At 64.4% G+C, this 19,097-nt stretch carries 13 protein-coding genes; 8 read left to right on the forward strand and 5 right to left on the reverse strand.

Annotated features, from left to right (window positions below; genetic code table 11):
* Positions 1–466 precede the first annotated feature (466 nt).
* The gene (locus tag RT424_RS14460) at positions 467–769 is read left to right on the forward strand and encodes a hypothetical protein (protein ID WP_132267896.1); all 303 of its coding nucleotides are present in this window, start codon (positions 467–469) and stop codon (positions 767–769) included.
* A gap of 103 nt (positions 770–872) precedes the next feature.
* A complete protein-coding gene (locus tag RT424_RS14465) occupies positions 873–1,634 on the forward strand; it encodes a hypothetical protein (RefSeq protein ID WP_409521504.1) in 762 nt (253 codons plus the stop codon).
* A gap of 123 nt (positions 1,635–1,757) precedes the next feature.
* Here the strand turns inward: RT424_RS14465 and RT424_RS14470 are convergent, their stop codons facing one another.
* Positions 1,758–2,240 (reverse strand): MucR family transcriptional regulator, encoded by a 483-nt coding sequence (locus RT424_RS14470; RefSeq protein ID WP_313439559.1) that lies wholly within the window; start codon positions 2,238–2,240, stop codon positions 1,758–1,760.
* Positions 2,241–2,507: 267 nt separating this feature from the next.
* Here RT424_RS14470 and RT424_RS14475 point away from each other — a divergent pair, with 267 nt between their 5' ends.
* The 3 genes from RT424_RS14475 to RT424_RS14485 all read left to right on the forward strand — a co-directional run bounded on the left by RT424_RS14475 (position 2,508) and on the right by RT424_RS14485 (position 8,393).
* A complete protein-coding gene (locus tag RT424_RS14475) occupies positions 2,508–3,176 on the forward strand; it encodes a YceI family protein (RefSeq protein ID WP_313439562.1) in 669 nt (222 codons plus the stop codon).
* 158 nt (positions 3,177–3,334) lie between these two features.
* The gene (locus tag RT424_RS14480) at positions 3,335–5,398 is read left to right on the forward strand and encodes an EAL domain-containing protein (RefSeq protein WP_313439566.1); all 2,064 of its coding nucleotides are present in this window, start codon (positions 3,335–3,337) and stop codon (positions 5,396–5,398) included.
* 340 nt (positions 5,399–5,738) lie between these two features.
* Positions 5,739–8,393, forward strand: a complete 2,655-nt coding sequence (locus RT424_RS14485) for an EAL domain-containing protein (protein WP_313439569.1) — start codon at positions 5,739–5,741, stop codon at positions 8,391–8,393.
* 280 nt (positions 8,394–8,673) lie between these two features.
* Here RT424_RS14485 and RT424_RS14490 read toward each other — a convergent pair whose 3' ends face one another.
* The 3 genes from RT424_RS14490 to RT424_RS14500 all read right to left on the reverse strand — a co-directional run bounded on the left by RT424_RS14490 (position 8,674) and on the right by RT424_RS14500 (position 12,353).
* Positions 8,674–9,741, reverse strand: coding sequence for a LacI family DNA-binding transcriptional regulator (locus RT424_RS14490; protein ID WP_313439572.1), 1,068 nt, complete (start codon positions 9,739–9,741; stop codon positions 8,674–8,676).
* Positions 9,742–9,844: 103 nt separating this feature from the next.
* Entirely contained in the window at positions 9,845–10,522 is a 678-nt protein-coding gene (locus RT424_RS14495) for a pentapeptide repeat-containing protein (RefSeq protein ID WP_313439575.1), read from the reverse strand.
* Positions 10,523–10,595: 73 nt separating this feature from the next.
* A complete protein-coding gene (locus tag RT424_RS14500; protein ID WP_313439578.1) occupies positions 10,596–12,353 on the reverse strand; it encodes a chloride channel protein in 1,758 nt (585 codons plus the stop codon).
* A 73-nt stretch (positions 12,354–12,426) separates the two neighbouring features.
* Between RT424_RS14500 and RT424_RS14505 the strand changes: the two genes are divergently transcribed.
* On the forward strand, positions 12,427–12,840 hold the full coding sequence (locus RT424_RS14505) for a MarR family transcriptional regulator (RefSeq protein ID WP_313439581.1): 414 nt from the start codon (positions 12,427–12,429) through the stop codon (positions 12,838–12,840).
* A 37-nt stretch (positions 12,841–12,877) separates the two neighbouring features.
* Here RT424_RS14505 and RT424_RS14510 read toward each other — a convergent pair whose 3' ends face one another.
* The gene (locus RT424_RS14510) at positions 12,878–13,966 is read right to left on the reverse strand and encodes a glycoside hydrolase family 43 protein (RefSeq protein WP_313439584.1); all 1,089 of its coding nucleotides are present in this window, start codon (positions 13,964–13,966) and stop codon (positions 12,878–12,880) included.
* Positions 13,967–14,185: 219 nt separating this feature from the next.
* Here RT424_RS14510 and RT424_RS14515 point away from each other — a divergent pair, with 219 nt between their 5' ends.
* Both RT424_RS14515 and RT424_RS14520 read left to right on the forward strand, forming a co-directional pair.
* Positions 14,186–15,547, forward strand: coding sequence for an MFS transporter (locus tag RT424_RS14515; protein WP_313439587.1), 1,362 nt, complete (start codon positions 14,186–14,188; stop codon positions 15,545–15,547).
* A gap of 426 nt (positions 15,548–15,973) precedes the next feature.
* Positions 15,974–19,097 (forward strand): Ig-like domain-containing protein (locus RT424_RS14520; protein WP_313439590.1); only part of this gene is annotated, 3,124 nt, incomplete at its 3' end.

The raw sequence follows: 19,097 nt of genomic DNA on the forward strand, positions 1-19,097 counted from the left end.
TGAAGCGGGTGCCTTAGCGATGACGGAGCAGTTTGATTTTCGCCTTGAGCATTTTCTAATCAGGCGGAAGCATCGAGCCTGCGAGGGATCGCGATCACGAACCGGAGCTTTTCGCGGCTTTGGCACCAAAGGCGCTTGTGAAGCGTTTTGTTCATATAGAGTCCATCCGCAGAGTTTCATACCCAGCCTAACAGCGGCGCGATGAAACGTGATCTGCGGGAGGAATAGCCGGACGAGGACCGAGCGCATCTGCGCCACGGCATGTAGGCATGCGCATGAACAAATCCATGCACTAAAAGTATTTATTCTTCCAACGGAACAATTTGGCTGGAAACGTTCTTGGCCTTGAAGTATCCTCTCGCGTCAACTCGACTGACAGGATGCACAGTCGGACAGAATCGCATTGTCGAAATCGCGATAGTGAGCTTGGGAAAATCCACTGATACTAACCAACTGGAGGAAATCCATGTCGCCGTCTATGACGAAACTTGCCCCCGCGGTCGTAATGCTGGTAGGCGCTCTGGGTCTGGGTGGCTGTGCCACCAAGGGTTTCGTGCGCGAGCAGGTCGCGGTTGTTAACCAACGGGTCGATGGGCTCGAAACGAAGCTTCAGGCCACCGACACCACGGCGCAGCAGGCCCTTTCCGAAGCGCAGGCCGCTTCCGGTCAGGCTCAGCAGAACGGCCAGCGCCTTGATCAGCTGAACGCCCGCGTCGATGGCGTGGAGCAGCAGTTGCAGCAGGCCCAGCGTAAGCGCGCCCGCAACTGAGCTGTTTGGCCGGGTCGCTTGTCGGCCCGGCTGGATATGAAATACCGTGTCCCGGCGTCGGTTGTTTTCCGGCGCCGGTCGCTGCCGTGAGTGCATTCAGATCATGACCAACCTCCGTCCGGCGATGGCCGGCCTCGGCGTTTTATGCGGAGCTAGCCTCGCGCTGCTTCTTTCCGTGCCTGCCGTTGCAGTGGAAAGGGCTGCCGCATCGGCGTCCTCGGCCCTGCTTGAGACTGGGCCTGAGGCTGGGCTCAAGACTGGACCCGAGGAAGGAGCCTCCGAAGAGAAGCAGTTCGAAGGGTCGGAGGAAGCAAGGCGGGTCATCGACTGGATCGCTTCTTCGGGGGACAATCGGTCGCTTCCTTACGTGGTGATCGACAAGAAAGCCGCGCGGGCCTATCTGTTCAGTGCCAAGGGGAAGGCCCTGAGCGATGCACCGGTGCTGATCGGGATTGCCCCCGGTGACGAGGCCACGCCCGGCATCGGTTCCAAGTCTCTTTCCGAGATCGGTCCGGCGGAGCGCACCACGCCTGCCGGTCGGTTCCTGGCAAAGTTCGGGGTGGCTGCCGGGAACCACAAGGTTCTCTGGGTAGACTACGCGACTTCGGTTGCGCTCCATACGATTCCTACGGGAAACCCTAAGGAGAAGCGGCGCGAAAGGATGCTGTCGAAGACCATCGAGGATAACCGGATCACGTTCGGCTGCATCAACGTACCCAAGGTGTTCTACAACAAGGGCGTGTCGCCGCTGTTTCAGAAGAAGGGCGGCTACGTTTACGTGATGCCCGATATCAAACCGCTCGAAGAGGTTTTTCCGCGCCTGCGGGTGCAGCCTTTCCTGGATGCGGCGGTGGCGGGAAGCTGAAACATTCCGAAAAACGCGTAAAAGCAAAAAAGCCGCTTCGCTGAAACGAAGCGGCTTTTTTGTGTGCCGATCGGGCTTTGCCGGAACTGGGGTGAGGGATGACCCAGCCTCCGGTCGGATCGATCACTCGCTTTCGGCTGCCTCTGCCACTTTCTTGCGGCTTGCCCTTTTCGGCTTTGCGGGAGCCTGCTCCTTCGCCGGTTCCGGGGCGGCGGCTTTGGGCTTGCGGCCAAGGCCGATCTTGTGGGCCAGTTCCTTGCGGCGCTGGGCATATTCCGGAGCGACCAGCGGATAGTCCGCCGGCAGGTTCCAGCGGGCGCGATAGTCCTCGGGCGTGAGGCCGTGATCGGTGGTGAGGTGGCGCTTGAGCATCTTCAGCTTTTCGCCGCATTCCAGGCAAGTCACGGTATCCGGCTTGACCGACGAGCGCACCGAAACTGCGGGCTTGCGCTGTTCTTCCACCGGCTCGGGCGTGTGCCCCAACTTCGCGAGCGAGCCGTAGACGGACTGGATCAGGGCCGGAAGGCGATCCGCCTCGACCGTGTTGTTGCTGACATGCGCCGTGATGATATCAGCGGCGAGTTCGAGAAGAGCTTCATTGACCATAGTATCGTGCATACCCGTTTTGCATTGTCGCTTCCCCCGTGCTGTTCTTGAGCACTGCAAAAGCGATAGTGCAAGTGTTTCGGTAATTATCATCGAGATATTATCGACAGCTGAAACATTTTGGGACGCCTGACGATTTAGTTTTTTTGTCACAAAACGCGAGTTGTCACGGCATAAATCCAAATCGTTTTGACCCAAATCGGTTTTGACATCCTGACCGGAGCGCGGCACCTTGGCGGCGCGACTGCAACCTTGCGAGAAACCGATATGCGACGTTTCCTTGGACTTTCCGCCGCGATGGCCGTCACTCTGGCCGCGGGAGTGGTCGCAACCAGTCCGATCTGGGCTCAGGGCCAGCCTGCCGCGCCTTTCGGCAAGCCCGATGTCAGTCTTGTGACGGGCGCTACCTATGAAGCGGATCCGCATCATACGCTTGTCGAATGGCAGGTGGACCACCTTGGCTTCTCGCCCTATTTCGGCCTTTTCGGCGACATCACCGGAACGCTGCGCCTCGATCCCAAGGCACTCGAAAAGGCGCAGGTCTCCGTGACAATACCGGTGGCCAAGATTACTACCGCCAGCCCCGGCCTTACCGAACATCTTCTGCGCGGGCCGAAAGAGGCGGGCGGAAAGGCGGATTTCTTCGGCGCAGCCCCTGCGGCGGCGACTTTCGTCTCCACGTCCATCACCCGCAAAGGCGATCATGAGGCGGATGTCACCGGCAACTTCACGCTCAACGGGGTGACGAAGCCGGTCACCTTGTCGGCGCGTTTCTACGGCGCGGGCACGGCGCCTGCCCAGATGGGCGGAGGGGAGAACATCGGCTTCGAGGCGACGGCCAAGATCAAGCGCAGCGATTTCGGCCTGGGCTTCGGAGTGCCGATGGTCTCCGACGAAGTTCGCCTGAAGATCGCCGCCGCCTTCGCCAGGAAATAGAATCGGTTTCCGAGGTCAATTGCAGTTTATTGCAGTATGATGACTGTGTTCTAAGTTAAATATTTGAATGGATTAGAAATTGTTAGGCATTGGGGGCTAGCCGCACCTACCGGGTGTTTCGCGATTCAAGAACGTCGCGGGCAAGGTGCGGGTGCAAGATGTCCAATACGAAATCGGGATTGACGCGTTTCTTCGGATCGCTGGAGACAAGGCTGGTCGGGGCATTGTGCCTGATCGCGGCGCTTAGCGTTCTTCTGCAAGTGGTCACGCAGCGAGAGGCGTTCGCCCTGCGCAAGGAGAGCGAAGCGCTGATCAAGATGTCGGCGGTGGCGGAAAACGCCGATCAGTTCGCCGAGGCAGTCGGCAAGCTGCGCATGGCGACCAATCGCGGACTGGTGGCCAGCAGCACCAGCGGCACCAGCGACGAGCTTACCGATTCCGCGATCGCCATAGGCGATCGGCTTGCCAAGCTTCGCAGCAGCGGCACTGCGCTTTACGACCTTCCCGAAGCGGAAAATCCTTTTGCTGCCCTCGACCGACATGTCGCCGCTATCCTCGAAGTCCAGACGGGCGGTGAAGTGGGCAAGCGGCTCATTGCGCGCATAGAACGGCGGAACAACGCCATGGGTCGGCTGGCCGACGACCTCGTCGCGCGCGCCCGTGCGAACCGGGAGGCGGCGCAGAAGCGCCTGATCGCCTCGATCGAGCGCTGGCAACTGCTGGTGTTCGGCACGGGGCTGGTGACGATTCTGGTCGTATTGCTGGTGCTGTTCGACATCCTGCGCAACATCCTACCCGCCATCCGCCGGATGCACGGCTACCTTCAGGGTCTTGCAGAGGGCGATCTCGATTTGGAGATCGGCACTTTCCGGCTGAAGGAACTGAAGGCGCTTTCCGGGCCGCTCGAGACTTTCCGGAAAAATGCCAAGGCGGTGAAGAATCTGGCCTTCAGCGATGCCGCCACCGGCCTGCCCAACCGCCGCGCCTTCCAGGAAGACGTGGCCAAGCTGCTGGCGACCGAAGGCGCGCGGACGTTTGCCTGCATGCTGATCGACATCGATCGCTTCAAGCATGTCAACGACGACTATGGCCACGCTGCCGGAGACGATCTGGTTCGGCTGATCGGTGAGCGAATGAAGACGTTCCTTGGTGAAGAGGGGATCATTGCGCGTGTCGGCGGTGACGAATTCGCGTTGTGCATGCCGCTTGCGCCGGGGATATCGGGCCTTGATGTGGCCGGCGGCCTCGTTGACGTGGCGCGCCAGCCGTTCAGTCTGGGCGAGTATTCGGTGGTCATCACGGTATCGCTGGGGATCGTCGAGATTGCCGGTTCCGTCTCGGTCGACATCGACGAGACGCTGCGCAATGCAGACATGGCGCTTTATGCCTCCAAGAAAAACGGGCGCAATTGCGCCACGGCCTTCTCGCCGCTGATGGCAGAGGAGCGTGCGATCGACCGCGCGCTGGAAAAGGATCTGGAGCAGGCATTCGAGAAGAGCCAGTTGCGCATGGTCTACCAGCCGATCCACGCGGTGGACGAAGGCACGCGCGAAGTGGAAGCGCTGGTGCGCTGGAGACATCCGGAACTGGGCGACGTGCCGCCCTCGACCTTTATTCCCGCCGCCGAGCGCAGCGGCTTGATGGTGCGGCTGGGTGAATGGATCATCCAACGGGCGCTGCGCGACTTCTCAAGCTGGCCGGGCATGGACATGAGCATCAACCTGTCCCCCCTGCAATTGCAGCACGACGGCTTCAGCGCGTTCCTGCTCGACTGCTGCAAGCAGTACGACATCGAACCCCGGCGGCTGTATCTGGAAGTGACGGAGTCGCTGTCCATCGAGCGCAACACGCGGGCGCTGTTGACGCTCAACCTGTTGCGAAACCTGGGCTTTCGCATAGCGCTGGACGACTTCGGGACGGGCTATTCGTCGCTCTCGATGGTCAAGAGCTTCAAGTTCGACCGCATGAAGCTGGACCGCAGCCTGGTCATGGACCTGGGGCAGGATCCCGCGTCCGTGGCCGTTCTGGAAGCGGCAGTGACGATGGCGCGCCATGTCGGGGCGGAAGTGGTGGCCGAGGGCATAAGCGAGGCGCATCTGATCGGCGCCACCAAGAGCGCCGGCTGCACCCATCTCCAGGGTTATTTCTACAGCCGACCGATCGAAGCCGATGCCGTCACCGGCTATTTCGAAGATAGCCGGAAACAGGCTGTAATAGCTTGATTCAGTTTAATAATTTCAATCCGGCTTTTATAGTGGCAGCGGGCCGAACAAACGTCCGAGGCGGCGGAGCCGAGAATCTCGGCGCTGCGCCATTTACGAGCTAATACGTAAACATACAAATGTGGTTGTTATTTTGCGTACGCAAAAGCCGGCGCTTATGCGCACATGTGCACCCAGAAATTATTAATCAGTCTATGAGAGCATTTCTATGGGTGGACGTGCTATATAGTCGATGGTGAAAATCCTAAAGAGCCTTCGGGAGCCGGAAGGGCAGTCAGAAGCCCTGATAAGAGAGCAATACCTGAGCCTGCGACAGCAGATCCCGCTCATGTATTTGCTCATGACGATCAACGCCGCCTTTCTGGCGGCCGTTGCCAGCCGTGAAGTCGCCCCGCTTCTGAGCATGGGCGTGCCTGCCGCGCTGATCCTCGTGACATCGGTGCGCGCGGTAGTCTGGCTGGCCCGGCGCCGCCGCGAACCGTCGATGGAAACGATCCGTCGCCAGTTGCGCGGAACCAAGGCGGCGGCGGTGGTTCTCAGCCTTCTGTTCGGCGCCTGGGGGCTCGTGCTCTTCGCGCAGGCCGATCCGCTGCGGGGAAGCGCCATCGCGCTCTATGTCTTCGTGGGTGCGATCGGCTGCTGCTACTGCCTGCAGGCGCTTCCCTCGGCAGCGCGGCTCGTCATGCTGTTCGGTGCGGCGCCGGTGACGCTGCAATTGCTGCTGTCCGGCGACTGGTACCTGGTGGGCACCGGCCTGACCTTTCTCCTGGCCGCCGCCGTGATCCTGCGCACGCTGGCCACCAACCGCTCGGCCTTCTCCGAGGTGCTGCGTTCGCGTTCGGAGATGAGCGTGCTGCTCCGCGCGCTGGAGCAGAGCCAGGAACATTATCGTTATTCGGTGGACCTCAATCCTCAGATCCCCTGGATCAGCGATCCGGACGGCTCGATCTGCGAGATCAGCCCGCGCTGGACGGTGCTGACTGGCATGTCGGTGGAGGAGGGGCTCGGCTCCGGCTGGACCCGCGTGGTGCATCCGGACGACCTGCCTCATGTGCTGGAGCAGTGGACGGCGGCGCTCACCTCGGTGGACAATCCGGTGGCGGACGTGCGCTATCGGATCATGCGCGCCGACGGACGCTACTGCTGGGTGCGGGCGCGTTCCTATCCGCGGCTGGATGCCGATGGGCGGATCGTCAAATGGTATGGCAACCTGGAGGACATCGACGACCAGGTGGCCGCGGAAGCCGCGCTGCGGGACAGCGAGGAACGATACCGGCTGGCCTCGCGGGCCACCAACGACCTGATCTGGGACTGGTCCCATGTCACCAACCGCATCGATTGGGCCGACAGCACGGACAGCATCTACGGTCATGCCGAAGCGGCGCAAGGCATCCCCATCCAGTGGTGGCGGGCGCATATCCATCCGGATGACGTGCCCAGCATCGATGCGGCATGGGTGCGGATCCGCGACGGCAAATGCGATAGCTGGAGCCACGAATTCCGCTTCCGGTCGGGCGACGGTTCCTATGTGCAGCTTCTCTCGCGCGGCTACGTGCTGCGGGATGAGCACGGTAATGCGCGCCGTTCCATCGGGGCCCTGCAGGACGTAACCCAGGCCCGCCGCGCCGAGGCAGAGCTTCGCCGCGCCGCCTACCACGATGCCCTGACCGACCTGCCGAACCGTGCGCATTTCGCCGTGCGGCTGGAAAGGGCGCTGGCGCAGGCGCGCCTGGACGGATCGCGGGTCGGCGTGGTGGTCTTCGATGTCGACAACTTCAAGTCGATCAACGACAGTCTGGGCCACGGCGCGGGCGACGCGGTGCTGCGGGCCGTGGCGGATCGGCTTTCGACGGGGCTTTCCGAAGGCGCTTTCGCGGCGCGGCTGGGCGGAGACGAATTCGCCATCATCCTGCCGAATCTGGACGAGGGCGCCTCCACTCTGATCAAGCGCATCCTCGAAGCGGCCGCGCGTCCGATGACCATCGACGAGAGCGTGGTGGAAGTGGGCGTCAGCGCGGGCGCGGCGGTCTGGCCTGCCGATGGCGAGACGGCCGAGGCGATCCTCAAGAGTGCGGACCTGGCGCTTTACACGGCCAAGGCCCGCAGTGCCGGAAATGTCGAAAGCTTCCATCCGGAGCTTCGCGACGCGGTGGAATCGCGCAACTCCATGCTGCGCGATGCCCGCGATGCGCTGGGCGAAGAACGGATATTCCCGTTCTATCAGCCGAAGATCTCGCTTGCCTCCGGCGAGATCGTCGGGTTCGAGGCTCTCCTGCGCTGGCAGCACCGCGAACGCGGTCTACAACCGCCGGGCACCATTCTCGCCGCTTTCGAGGACAGCGCCCTGTCCACCCAGCTTACCGACCGCATGCTGGAGCGCGTGCTGCGGGACATGGCGGAATGGCAGGAGCGGGGCTACCAGACCGGGCGCATCGCCATCAACGGTTCGCCTGTCGATTTCCGGCGCGACGACTTCGCAGAGCGCATCCTTTCCCGGCTCCATGCTCTGGGCCTGCCGGGCTGGTTGCTGGAACTGGAAGTGACCGAGAGCGTCTTCCTGGGCCGCGATTCCGATACCGTGGAGCGAGCGCTGCGCACTCTGGCAAAGGAAGGCGTGACGATCGCGCTGGACGATTTCGGTACCGGCTACGCCTCGCTCACCCATCTCCAGCAATTCCCGGTGGACGTGCTGAAGATCGATCGTTCCTTCGTCTCGCGCCTGGACAGCACGAACAGCGCGGACTTCGCGATCGTCCACGGGGTGATCGACATTGCCCAGCGGATGGATATCCAGACCGTGGCCGAAGGCGTGGAGAACGAGGCGCAGCTGGAGCGCCTCTGCGAGCTGGGCTGCGATATCGCGCAGGGTTTCCTGTTCGGCGGGGCATTGGGGGCCAGCCGCATCGGCGCCTTCGTGCAGGGCTGGCCACAGGCGCGGAAAGCCTATTGCTGGCCGGTGGACCCTGACTTTTCGCGCTCTTCCCAATTGCGATGACAGCCTGCCCGACCGGCCTGCGACGGCTCGGCGCGTTGTGATCACATGTCGTCGTAATGCGGGATTGTGCAGATTTGCCCACTTCGTTTAGGGGCGCGCTGCGGCTCGATTGCGCTTGTCGCGCAGCGTGCCGCCCTCGAGGAAAGGACCGTCACAGCCCCCCTGGGCGGTCCTTTTTTCGACTCTGATGAACACTTGCGCAATGCGCCCGCGTCTCAGCCGATGCCCTTCATGCCGATGGTCCCGACGATACGCCCTAGTTCCCCGGCAACCGTTTCCGTCAATGTCCGATGGCTGGAACCGCGTCCGACTGACGACGGCGCAGCTCGAACGGGAGGTGGAAGTGACAGGCGAAGCCGCCCGCCGCTTCCGACCCCTCGTCGCCGTCCGGCCAGAGATGGGCGCAGAGCATCTCCATGGCCTTCTCGCTCATTTCCTTGATCGGCTGGCGGATGGTCGTCAGGCGCGGCCAGATCGCGTCGGCCAGCGGCGTATCGTCGAAGCCGCAGATCGAAAGCTCGCCCGGCACGCTGATCTTCTGCTGGTGCGCGATGGTGACGGCGGCAGCGGCCATGTCGTCGTTGCAGGCGAAGATCGCGGTGGGCCGCTCCGTTTGCGCCAGCAGCTTTTCCGCCGCGATCAGGCCCGACCGATAGGAGAAATCTCCGGCGACGATCAACTCCTCGTCCACGGCGATGCCGTTATCCCGCAGGGCATCGATATAGCCGTGGCGGCGGCGCGTGCTGCTGCGGTGGCGGCTGGTGCCTTCGATCAGCGCAATGCGGCGATGGCCCAGCTCGATGAGGTGATGCGTCATCTCATAGGCGGCTCCCCTGTCGTCGGTGGAGACCGATGCGATGTTCGAGGTTTCCTGATCCGGTGCCACCGCGACGATGGCGATGCCGGCGCCCGCCAGACCGGCGAGAAGTTCCGGCCGGTCGCAGAGCGGCGGGGGCAGAATGACCCCGGCGACATGAGCCTCGACGATCTGCGCAACCAGTTCTTCCGTGGAAGCGCGATCGGGGCACTGTTCCACGGTCAGGTGGATGTTTCGGGCCGGCGCTTCGTTGAGGGCGCCGAGCAGGAGTTCTCCGAGATAGGCGGACGTCGTGGCGCCGCCGTGAAGCAGCGCGATGCGCCGCACCGACCGGCCCGCCAGCATCCGTGCCGAAGTGTTGGGAACATAGCCCAGTTCCGCAACGGCCCGCGCGACAGCCTCGCGCGTTTCCGCGCTGACCCGTGGCTTGCCGTTCAACGCGCGCGAGGCGGTCATCGCCGAAACGCCTGCGCGGACGGCGACATCGTGGAGTGTGGGCGGCTTGGGCCTGCTGGCGTCGTTTCTGGACATCTCAATATGCCTTTAGCGCAAGTGTCCGGCAGGTAAACGATTTAGGGTGGCCTACGACGAAAGACGCATGTCGCCGGCTCCGCATCGGCGGCTGAAACTCCGTTCAGCGTACCTCAAGTCCGAGCTGGGACAGCAATTCCGCCGCCTGCAGGCGAGAGATCACGGCGCCGCGAAAGAGGCGCGCGTCTCGCAGTTCGATCCCGCCTAGGTCGGCGCCGCGCAAGTCCGCCTGTTCGAACCGGCACCCTTCGAGACTGGCGTTGCGCAAGGAGCAGTCCTCGAACACGGCAGCGCGGAAGTCGCACTTGCGCAAATCCGCATCCGACAGGTCGATCCGCCGCAGCCGCGCCTTGCGGAACGACAGGCCGGGCAGGCGCGCGAAGGAGAGCAGCACTTCCACGAATGTCGCGCCCAGCAGGCCAGCGTCGGTAAGGTCCGCGCCGGTAAGCTTGGTGCTTTCCAGCCGCGTCGAGGTGAGGCGGGCGCGGCGGAACAGGGCATTGCTGAAATCGCATCCGCTCACGGTCGCGTCGGCGAAGTCGGCCTGGACGAAAGAGGCTTCCGCGCCTCGGCAACGCAGGAAGCGCGTTCGCGAAAGATCGGCGCCATCGAACCGCGCCTGCCGCATCGAGCATTGGTCGAAAGTGGTGCCGGTCAGGTCCAGCCCGGAGAAGTCGCCGCCGTCGAGGGTGCAGCCGGTGAGCGTCCGGGGGCCGTCACCACCGCGCCCCTCGGCAACGGATTCCAGCAAGGTTTCGCGCGTGACGGTGGCCTGATCCATGGCCGCCTTATGACGCTGCCTTCAAGTTTGGCAAGCGATGGCCCGGGATGGCAGACGTTCAAACTCCGCCTTTTCAACGGGAGGCGCGCTGGCTGCGTTCCCGTTCCAGCGCGCGGTGATGGTGCCGCACCTTGAGCATGTCATGCCGGGTCACGATGCCGACGACCTTGCGGCTCTCGGCATCGACGATCGGCACCCGCCCCGATCCGGATTCGACCATGAGGTCGGCGATCCGGGCAAGCGGATCGGCCGGGGTGCCGCTCGGCTGGGACGCGTCGGAAAGGGCCTCCGCCAGGGAGGCGGCGGAGGGCGCGCCTTCAAGCCGCCAGCGCAGGATGTCCGATCGGGAGAGCAGGCCGGTAAGGCGCCCCTCGCCATCGACCACCGGATAACTGCGATGCCGCGCCGTATCGTCGAAGAACGCGAGCGCCTGGGCGACGGTCAAGGTTTCGGCAAGCGTTTCGGGGGCGCGGGTCATGACTTGTTCGGCCTGGAGGAAGTCCAGCGGATCGACGGTGTATTCCTGAAGCACATGACGGCCCCGCCGGGCGATCTTCTCCGTCAGGATGGAGCGACGCATGACCAGCACGCTCACCGCGTAAGCGCCTGCCGAGGCGGCCAGCGTGAGCGGCAGCATGGCGAAGTCTCCGGTCAGTTCGACGGCGAAGAGGGCTGCGGTGAGCGGCGCGCGCATCGCACCGCTGAGTATCCCGGCCATCCCCGCGAGCGCCCAGAGCGCGCTGCCGCCAGGGAGAAACTGCCCTACCAGAAAGCCCATGGCGCCGCCGAGCAGCAGCAGCGGCGCCAGCACGCCTCCCGAAGTGCCGGAACCGAGCGCGACCAGCCAGACGGTGGCTTTGACCAGCAGCAGCGCCAGCGCCACGCGGATCGCCAGCGATCCGTCGAGCAGCCCGCGAATGCTCTCGTACCCCGCGCCCAGGACATGGGCGTCCATCAATCCCCCAAGCCCGACCACGAGCCCGCCCAGGGCAGGCCACCACATCCAGTGCAGCGGCAGGCGGCCGAACAGGTCCTCGATCCGGTAGAGCAGCGAGGAAAGCAGCGCGGCCTGTGCTCCTGCCAGAGCGCCCATGGCCAACGCGATGCCGAGCTGGACGGCGCCGGGGGCGATGGCATGGTGAACCGGAAACAGCGGGCCGGCGTCGATGAGCAGGGGGCGCCACAGCGAAGAGACCAGCACCGCCACCACCACCGGTACGAAGCTGCGCGGCTTCCACTCGAACAGCAGGACTTCGATAGCCAGCAGGATCGCGGCCATGGGCGTGCCGAAGATGGCGGTCATGCCCGCCGCCGCTCCCGCCACCAGCAGGGTCTTGCGCTCGGCGGCGCTCAGGTGGAACGATTGGGCGAAGAGCGAGCCGATCGCCCCGCCGGTCATGATGATCGGGCCTTCCGCGCCGAAAGGGCCGCCGCTGCCGATCGAGATCGCGGACGACAGCGGCTTGAGCAGCGCGACCTTCAGCGAAAGGCGGCTTTCCCCGAACAGGATCGCCTCGATGGCTTCGGGGATGCCGTGGCCGCGGATCTTGTCGGATCCGAACCGCGCCATCAGGCCCACGATTAGGCTGCCGATCACCGGGATAGCTACGAGCCAGATGCCTAGCGCATTGTCGGTGATGACGGCAGGATCGAAGGACAGGCGACCGAACCAGAACAGGTTGGTCGCCAAAGCGATCGACTTGAGCAGAACCCACGCCCCCAAGGCGCCGCCGCTACCCACGACGAAAGCCGCCGCCGCAAGCAGGAGCATACGGCGATCCGCGCTGTGATCGGCAAGGGGACGATGGGGCGTCTGGAGAATCGAGGGCATGGCGCGGGCATATATATCGTGATACGATATATATCAAGATTGACAGCGACACCCCTCTGCGCGGACTGGAGCGATGCCCCAACACGCGACGATTACCGACGCCGACTATGCGGCGCTTGCGGACTTCCGCTTTTCGCTGCGGCAGTTTCAGGCCTTCAGCGAAAGCCGCGCCGCCGAATGTGGGCTGACGCCACAGCAGCACCAGGCACTTCTGGTGATTCGTGCCGCAGCACCCGGACTGGCAAGCATCGGCCATGTCGCGGAGCGCCTGATCCTGAAGCCGCACAGCGCAACGGGCCTGATCGATCGTCTGGTCGCGCTCGATCTGGTCGAGCGGCGGCCTTCATCCAGCGACAAGCGTCAGGCGCTGCTGGCGCTGACCGATCTCGCCCACGCCAAGCTGGACAGATTGAGCGCGACCCATAAGGAGGAAATCCGCCGCCTGCGGCCCATGCTCAATGAACTTCTGGATAAGCTGGACGGTTGAAACGTCCGTACTCGTTGCCACGGCCTATAACGCCCTTTCAGCAGCTTCCCAATCGGCAGGGATGGGTAGGTCGTGTCTCCCCGTCCAGTTCCACGGCTTCGCGCAGAACCGTCAGGCGATCGCCATCGTCGCGCATCTCGTAGAGCTTGCCGCGCGCGTTTCGGAACGGGCGGTGGACGACCATCATCAGCCGACCGTCGAAGGCGTGGAACAGCATGCCATGGCCGCTGTCGCGTTCGACCAGCGTTCCCAACTGTTCCCAGGGCCCTTCGACACGGTCGGACCGGGACCGGGCCAGTCCTTCGAGATAGCCGCCCCTGCCATAGCTGGACCATAGCATGAGCAGCCGCCCCGTCCGCGTGCGGTAGAATTGTGGGCCGTCTGTGACGAAGACGGTATCGCCCTCGGGCTGCTTCTGGCCCTCGACCCACGGAGCCTCGCTGGCATGGAACAGCGTGCGCGCAGGACCGGCGGCGGATAAATCATCGGTGAGCGGCATGGCTTCCATCGTGCCGTCGGTGGTTTGCAGCCACTCGTGGGCATAGACCAGCCAAGGCCGTCCCTCCGGATCGACGTGCAGAGTTCCGTCCAGCGTCATGGCAGAGGCCGGTGCGATGGGCTCGCCTTCGTTCAGCAGCCGGTAGGGGCCTTCAGGCCGCTCTGCCACGGCCAGGACGGTTCCCCGGCGATAGGTAGGACGTGGCCCAGCGATCGTTGCGCTTCCGGGCAGAGGGCGCGATTCATTGTGAACCGTGGTGAAAAGATACCAGCGATCCTTCCAGCGATGCACTTCCGGGGCCCAGGCGCCCGCTTCCGCCCAAATTCCATCGGGCAGCGAGAACACCGTGCGCGGCCTCGTCCAGTTCTTCAGGTCGGAACTGGTGTAGACCATGGTTCCGGGGCGGCGGCTGCCGGTCATGGCGGCATCGTTGCTGGTGAAGAGATAGTACGTCTGCGTTGCGGGATCGGCGACGATGAACGGATCGTGCAAGGGCATCTCGGGCAGGCGCAATGGCGCATCGGCGGGCTGGTCGGTCGGTTCGATCGCGGGTGGGGCTGGCGGCGGGCCCGCCGCGATGAGCGAGGCGGACGCGACGGCCAGCATCATGGCCAGGCCGGTCCGCATCGGCCGGATGAGATAAGGGCGCAACGGATAAGGCAAACCGGCTGGTTCCTTTCGTGGTTGGTCGGCTGCAATCGATCGAGTTGAATAGGGTAATACGAGTGCACAATAAGTGAAACGCTATTCCGATAAGTGGGATGTGTTCGGCGCGTAAAGGAACTTTGCGGGATCGCACATGCAACGGTCATGCGTGTGTCATCGTCGCGCGATAGGCGCTCGCGCGTGTATCCTGGCATTTCATCGCGCGCGCGGCGCAGGTCCGGCAACCTCGGGTTTGCCGGGCTCGCCGTGTTCTCGCTGCCGGTGCTGTTGTTCCAGGCAGTGGAACTGGCCTGGCGCGCCTATTTGCCTGCCTTTCTCGCCCAAAGCGTCGGCTTGACCCTCGCGCTGGTGGGATCGCTGATGCTGGGCGTTCGCGTGCTCGACGCGGTGGCGGATGTCGTGCTCGGCTGGGTGAGCGACAATATGCGCACGCGTTTCGGACGACGTGCGCCATGGATGCTGGCCGGCGCGGTTCTGGTGCCGATCGGTGCGCTGCTGCTGTTCCTGGCGCCACCCGGGGCGGGGATCCTGCGCGTGGTCGGAGCAAGCCTGGTGCTCCACATGGGCTATTCGCTCATCGTCACGCCGCACGGAGGGTGGGGTCTGGAGCTTTCGGACGATGAGCGGGAGCGGACCCGCATCATGGGCGCAAAAGTCTGGTTCGGCGTGTTCGGCTCGATCGGGATGCTTGCCATGATCGGCCTGCTGGAACGCCGCTTCGGGTTCGACATAAGCGCACTCGCCACGACTTTCGGCTGGACCATCGCGATCTTCGCGCCGATCACGGTCCTGGCAGTGCTTCTATCGTTCCGGGAGCCGAGACTGCCCGCCCGGTCGCCGAGGTCCGCGCGCCCCGCGCTGGCGATCCTGATCGCCGCCATGGTCCGCGACCCGGCCATGCGGAAGATCCTGGCGCTCTATCTGCTGTGCGGCATGGCGGACGCGTCGACAGCCAGCACCTTTCTCTTTCTTGCCGAACCGGTGCTGGGCCTCAAGGGGCAGGGCGCGACGTTCATGCTGATTCAGCCGGTCATGGCGCTGTTTGCCGTGCCCCTCTGGGCCGCCGTTGCCGACCGCGTCGGACGAAAGCGCGTGCTGGCGATCGGGTTCGGCTGGCAGGCGCTGACGATGCCGATCGTCCTCTGGGTCCCGAGCGGAAACGCGACCCTCTTCGGCCTGTTCCTCATGCTTCGCGGCGTTACCTGCGGAATCGACTACATGCTGTTGCGCGCCATGGTGGCCGACGTGGCCGAAAGGAACGGCTGTGAAAACGGGGCTGCGCGCATGTCCGCAAGCTACTATGCCTTGTCCAGCGTGACCCTGAAGCTGGCCATGGGGCTTGGTGCCGGACTGGGACTGTGGCTGATCGGTGCTTCCGGTTTTCAGGCAGGGGCGCCATCGACTTCGGCCGCCGGTCTCGCCATTCGCCTGGCCTATGCCATGCCCTCGGTCCTGGCAGGGCTGGCCGGCCTGGCCTTGCTGAAGGAGCGGCGGATTCGCGCAAGCGCCCCGACCGGCGCCGGAAATCCCGCGCTCACCTGACACCAGCCGGTTGGATTCTGTTCACGCCGCCAAGGCGGAAACATCTCTATCGGCGCAATAATCCCGAGCCCTCGCAACAGTGGCAGGGCGCGGGTCATCACGATTCGTTGAGCGAAAAGCCTGATCGGCGGAGGTTGATCTGCGGCGTTTTGGTCCGTTCCGGAATGGAAACATCTGTTCGCGGCGCGCCGCCGAACGTATCGCGAACCGGTTGAAGTCCCGATCGCAATCAACGCCTTATCGCAATCAACACCTTATGATCTTCATTCACGAATCTCCAGAGCGGCCCAGCGCTTCGCTGCGCCGTTTGCCGAATAGCCGTGTTTCCAGTTTCCCGGGGCAGTTTCCAAGTCGGAAGACCGAATTCCAGACGTGACGTGAAGCGCTCCGAGAAAGGTTGCCATTCATATCGTTGGGAGACGTCTGATGGACAAGCGTGTCGAAATCACCAACCGTGCGACCAAGGCAGTGAAGACCGCCGTGGCCGGCGATGGCACCACGCTGGTTCCCGTGGAGCCAGGTTCGCAGGTGCAGGTGGGGGCGGTACCGTCTTCCGTCTCGGCAATGGTGCGGGAAGGCGACGATCTGGTCATTCGTTTCGCGGACGGCTCGGCCATTCGACTCCAGGACTATTTCGCTTGCCCGGTGGGCGATCCGGACCAGTTGGTCCTTTCCGATCCTGAAAGTGCCGCCCAGTGGCTGGTGAACCTGGGCGAGGGCGCCTGCTTCGCGGCGGGCGACACGTCCGTCGAGTCGCTGACCTATCAGGTTGCGCCCGTGGCCGGGGGAAGCACGGCCGCAGCAGGTGGGGGCGGCGTTCAGGGGCTTAGCAATGCCGCGCTGATCGGGCTCGGTGCGCTCGCGGCCGGTGGCGCCGTCGCGGCGATATCGAGCGGGCGCCATCATGGCGGCAACCCCAAGCCTCCCGCCGACACCACGTCGCCCGCCGCGCCTACCGTCACCCCCAGCAACGGCAGGACGCTGGCAGGCACCGCAGAACCGGGATCGTCCGTCCGGATCGACATCAATGGCGACGGCACGGTGGACGCCACCGTCACCGCAGGCACCGACGGCAAGTGGACCTATACGCCCCCCGCTGCTCTCGCCAATGGGGTTGCGGTCAGCGTGACGGCCGTGGATGCCGCAGGCAACGCTTCGCCTGCGACGCGGATCGTGGTGGACGCGGCGCCTCCGGCAAGGCCGTCCATCGATCCTGGCGACGGAACCGTGCTCACCGGCACGGCGGAAGCCGGTGCCGTCATTTCGATCGATCTCAATGGCGACGGCAAGGCCGAGGCGACCGTTACGGCGGATGCGCAAGGCCGTTGGCGCTATACGCCGACATCGCCGCTGGCGGACGGCACCACGGTCACCGTTACGGCAACGGATGCAGTCGGTAACGTCAGCGCGCCGGCATCGCTGACGATCGACCTCACGGCGCCTGCGATACCGGTGATAGGTGGGCTGGAGGACGACGCCGGAGTGATCCTGGGCGCCGTCGCAAACGGCGGCGTGACCGACGATCGCCAGCCCAGGATTCAGGGCACCGCCGAGGCCGGTGCCGTAATCGCCGTTTACGACGACGGCATCCTGATCGGCACCGTGACGGCCGACGCTGCCGGGGCCTGGAGCTTCACGCCGCCCGCGCCGCTCTCGGAAGGCAATCACGCGCTGACGGTCACGGCCACCGATGCCGCCGGAAATGCCAGCGGTTCCTCGACTGCGTTCGCCTTTACCGTCGATTCCACCGCGCCGGTCACGCCGCAGACTAATCCGACCGACGGCGTCACCCTCTCCGGTACGGCCGAGCCGGGCTCCACGGTGGAACTCGATATAGATGGTGACGGCGAGGCCGACCTTGCCACGAAAGCCGATGCCCAGGGCGGCTGGACCGTCACATTGGCGGAGCCGCTCGCCGACGGCACGGTCGTGGGCGTCGTCGCCAGGGACGTCGCGGGCAACGCCTCGCCGGCGGCGGCCGTAACCGTGGACGTCAGCATCGACACCACCCCCCCCGGCGTACCGGCCGGGATCACGGCTTTCGACGATGCTGGCGCGATCCAGGGCAGCCTCGGCACTGGCGGCGTCACCGACGATGCCACGCCTCTCATCTCCGGATCGGGCGCTGAACCGGGGGCGACGATAACCGTCTACGACAATGGCGAGCCCATCGGTTCCGCCAGCGTGGGCCTCGGCGGAGACTGGACCTTCACGCCGCCAACCGCGCTGGCGGAAGGGGCCCATAGCCTGACATTCACGGCCACCGATGCCGATGGCAACGAGAGTGCGCCGTCGCAGCCCTTTCTGTTCACGGTCGATACCATTCCTCCGGCAACGCCCACCATCGCCCAGAGCACGGGTGCCGGGCTGGGCGGCACGGCCGAGCCGGGCGCCGAACTGGCCATCGACCTGGATAACGACGGCACGGTGGATGCCGTCGTCCAGGCCGATGCAGACGGCAACTGGAGTTATGTCCCGGGCAGCCTGATTCCGGATGGAACCATCGTCAGCGTGACGGCGATCGACGCGGCGGGCAATCGCTCGCCCGTCGCAACTCTGGTGATCGATGCGCAAGCACCGCTTGCGCCCATCATCGATGCCGCGATCGACGATCTTGCAGGCTCTACCGGATTCGTCGCCAGCGGCGGGACGAGCAACGATCCCACGCTCGTCCTGACGGGAACGGCGCCCGCCGATTCCACCGTTACCATCCGCGATGGCGCCCTCGTGCTGGGCACTGCCCTTGCCGACAGCTCGGGCAACTGGAGCTTCGCCACGCCCACTCTGGCCGAAGGCAGCCATCTGTTTTCAGTCACTTCGCTCGACCCTGCGGGGCAGGCCGGCGGCCCGTCGTCCGGCTATGCCGTGACTCTGGATCTCACGCCGCCCTCTGCACCGACGCTGAACCCGACGGATGGGGTTACCGTTTCAGGCCTCGCCGAAGCGGGTGCGGAAATTGCGGTCGATACGAATGGCGATGGCACCCCCGACGCCACCACCACCGCCGCTTTCGACGGACGCTGGAGCGTGACGTTCACACCGGGCCTTGCCAACGGAACGCTGGTCAGCGTGGTCGCTCGCGACACGGCGGGCAATTCCTCCGGCCCGGCCACGGGAACGGTGGACAGTGCCATCGACAGCACTCCGCCGCCCATTCCGCAGATAGGATCGCTCACCGACGATCGCGGCGCAGGGCAGGGGACGCTGTCCAGCGGAGACAGCAGCGACGATACGACACCACTCTTGGCAGGCAGCGCCGAGGCTGGCGCAATCGTTTCGATCTACGACAATGGCGTCCTGATCGGCTCCACGGTGGCGGATGGCACGGGCGCGTGGAGCTTTGCGCCGGTCCTTTCGGAAGGCGTCCACAACCTTGCCGCCACGGCCACGGATGGCCTGGGCAACGAAAGCATGCCCTCGTCTCCATTCACCGTTACCATCGACACTACCCCCCCTGCCGCGCCGGATATCGAAGCGTCCAACGGCGCACTTCTCCGCGGTACTGCTGAGGCGGGGGCCACCGTCGCCCTCGATCTGGACGACAACGGCA

The organism is Novosphingobium sp. (assembly GCF_032093395.1).
Lineage (GTDB): Bacteria > Pseudomonadota > Alphaproteobacteria > Sphingomonadales > Sphingomonadaceae > Novosphingobium.

Excerpts from the sequence above, each read along its gene's own strand:
- RT424_RS14480 (WP_313439566.1), top strand. The coding sequence starts at position 3,335 with ATGTCCAATACGAAATCGGGATTGACGCGTTTCTTCGGATCGCTGGAG.
- RT424_RS14505 (WP_313439581.1), top strand. The coding sequence starts at position 12,427 with ATGCCCCAACACGCGACGATTACCGACGCCGACTATGCGGCGCTTGCG.
- RT424_RS14460 (WP_132267896.1), top strand. The coding sequence starts at position 467 with ATGTCGCCGTCTATGACGAAACTTGCCCCCGCGGTCGTAATGCTGGTA.
- RT424_RS14470 (WP_313439559.1), bottom strand. The coding sequence starts at position 2,240 with ATGGTCAATGAAGCTCTTCTCGAACTCGCCGCTGATATCATCACGGCG.
- RT424_RS14490 (WP_313439572.1), bottom strand. The coding sequence starts at position 9,741 with ATGTCCAGAAACGACGCCAGCAGGCCCAAGCCGCCCACACTCCACGAT.
- RT424_RS14510 (WP_313439584.1), bottom strand. The coding sequence starts at position 13,966 with ATGCGGACCGGCCTGGCCATGATGCTGGCCGTCGCGTCCGCCTCGCTC.
- RT424_RS14475 (WP_313439562.1), top strand. The coding sequence starts at position 2,508 with ATGCGACGTTTCCTTGGACTTTCCGCCGCGATGGCCGTCACTCTGGCC.
- RT424_RS14465 (WP_409521504.1), top strand. The coding sequence starts at position 873 with ATGACCAACCTCCGTCCGGCGATGGCCGGCCTCGGCGTTTTATGCGGA.
- RT424_RS14485 (WP_313439569.1), top strand. The coding sequence starts at position 5,739 with ATGACGATCAACGCCGCCTTTCTGGCGGCCGTTGCCAGCCGTGAAGTC.
- RT424_RS14500 (WP_313439578.1), bottom strand. The coding sequence starts at position 12,353 with ATGCCCTCGATTCTCCAGACGCCCCATCGTCCCCTTGCCGATCACAGC.
- RT424_RS14495 (WP_313439575.1), bottom strand. The coding sequence starts at position 10,522 with ATGGATCAGGCCACCGTCACGCGCGAAACCTTGCTGGAATCCGTTGCC.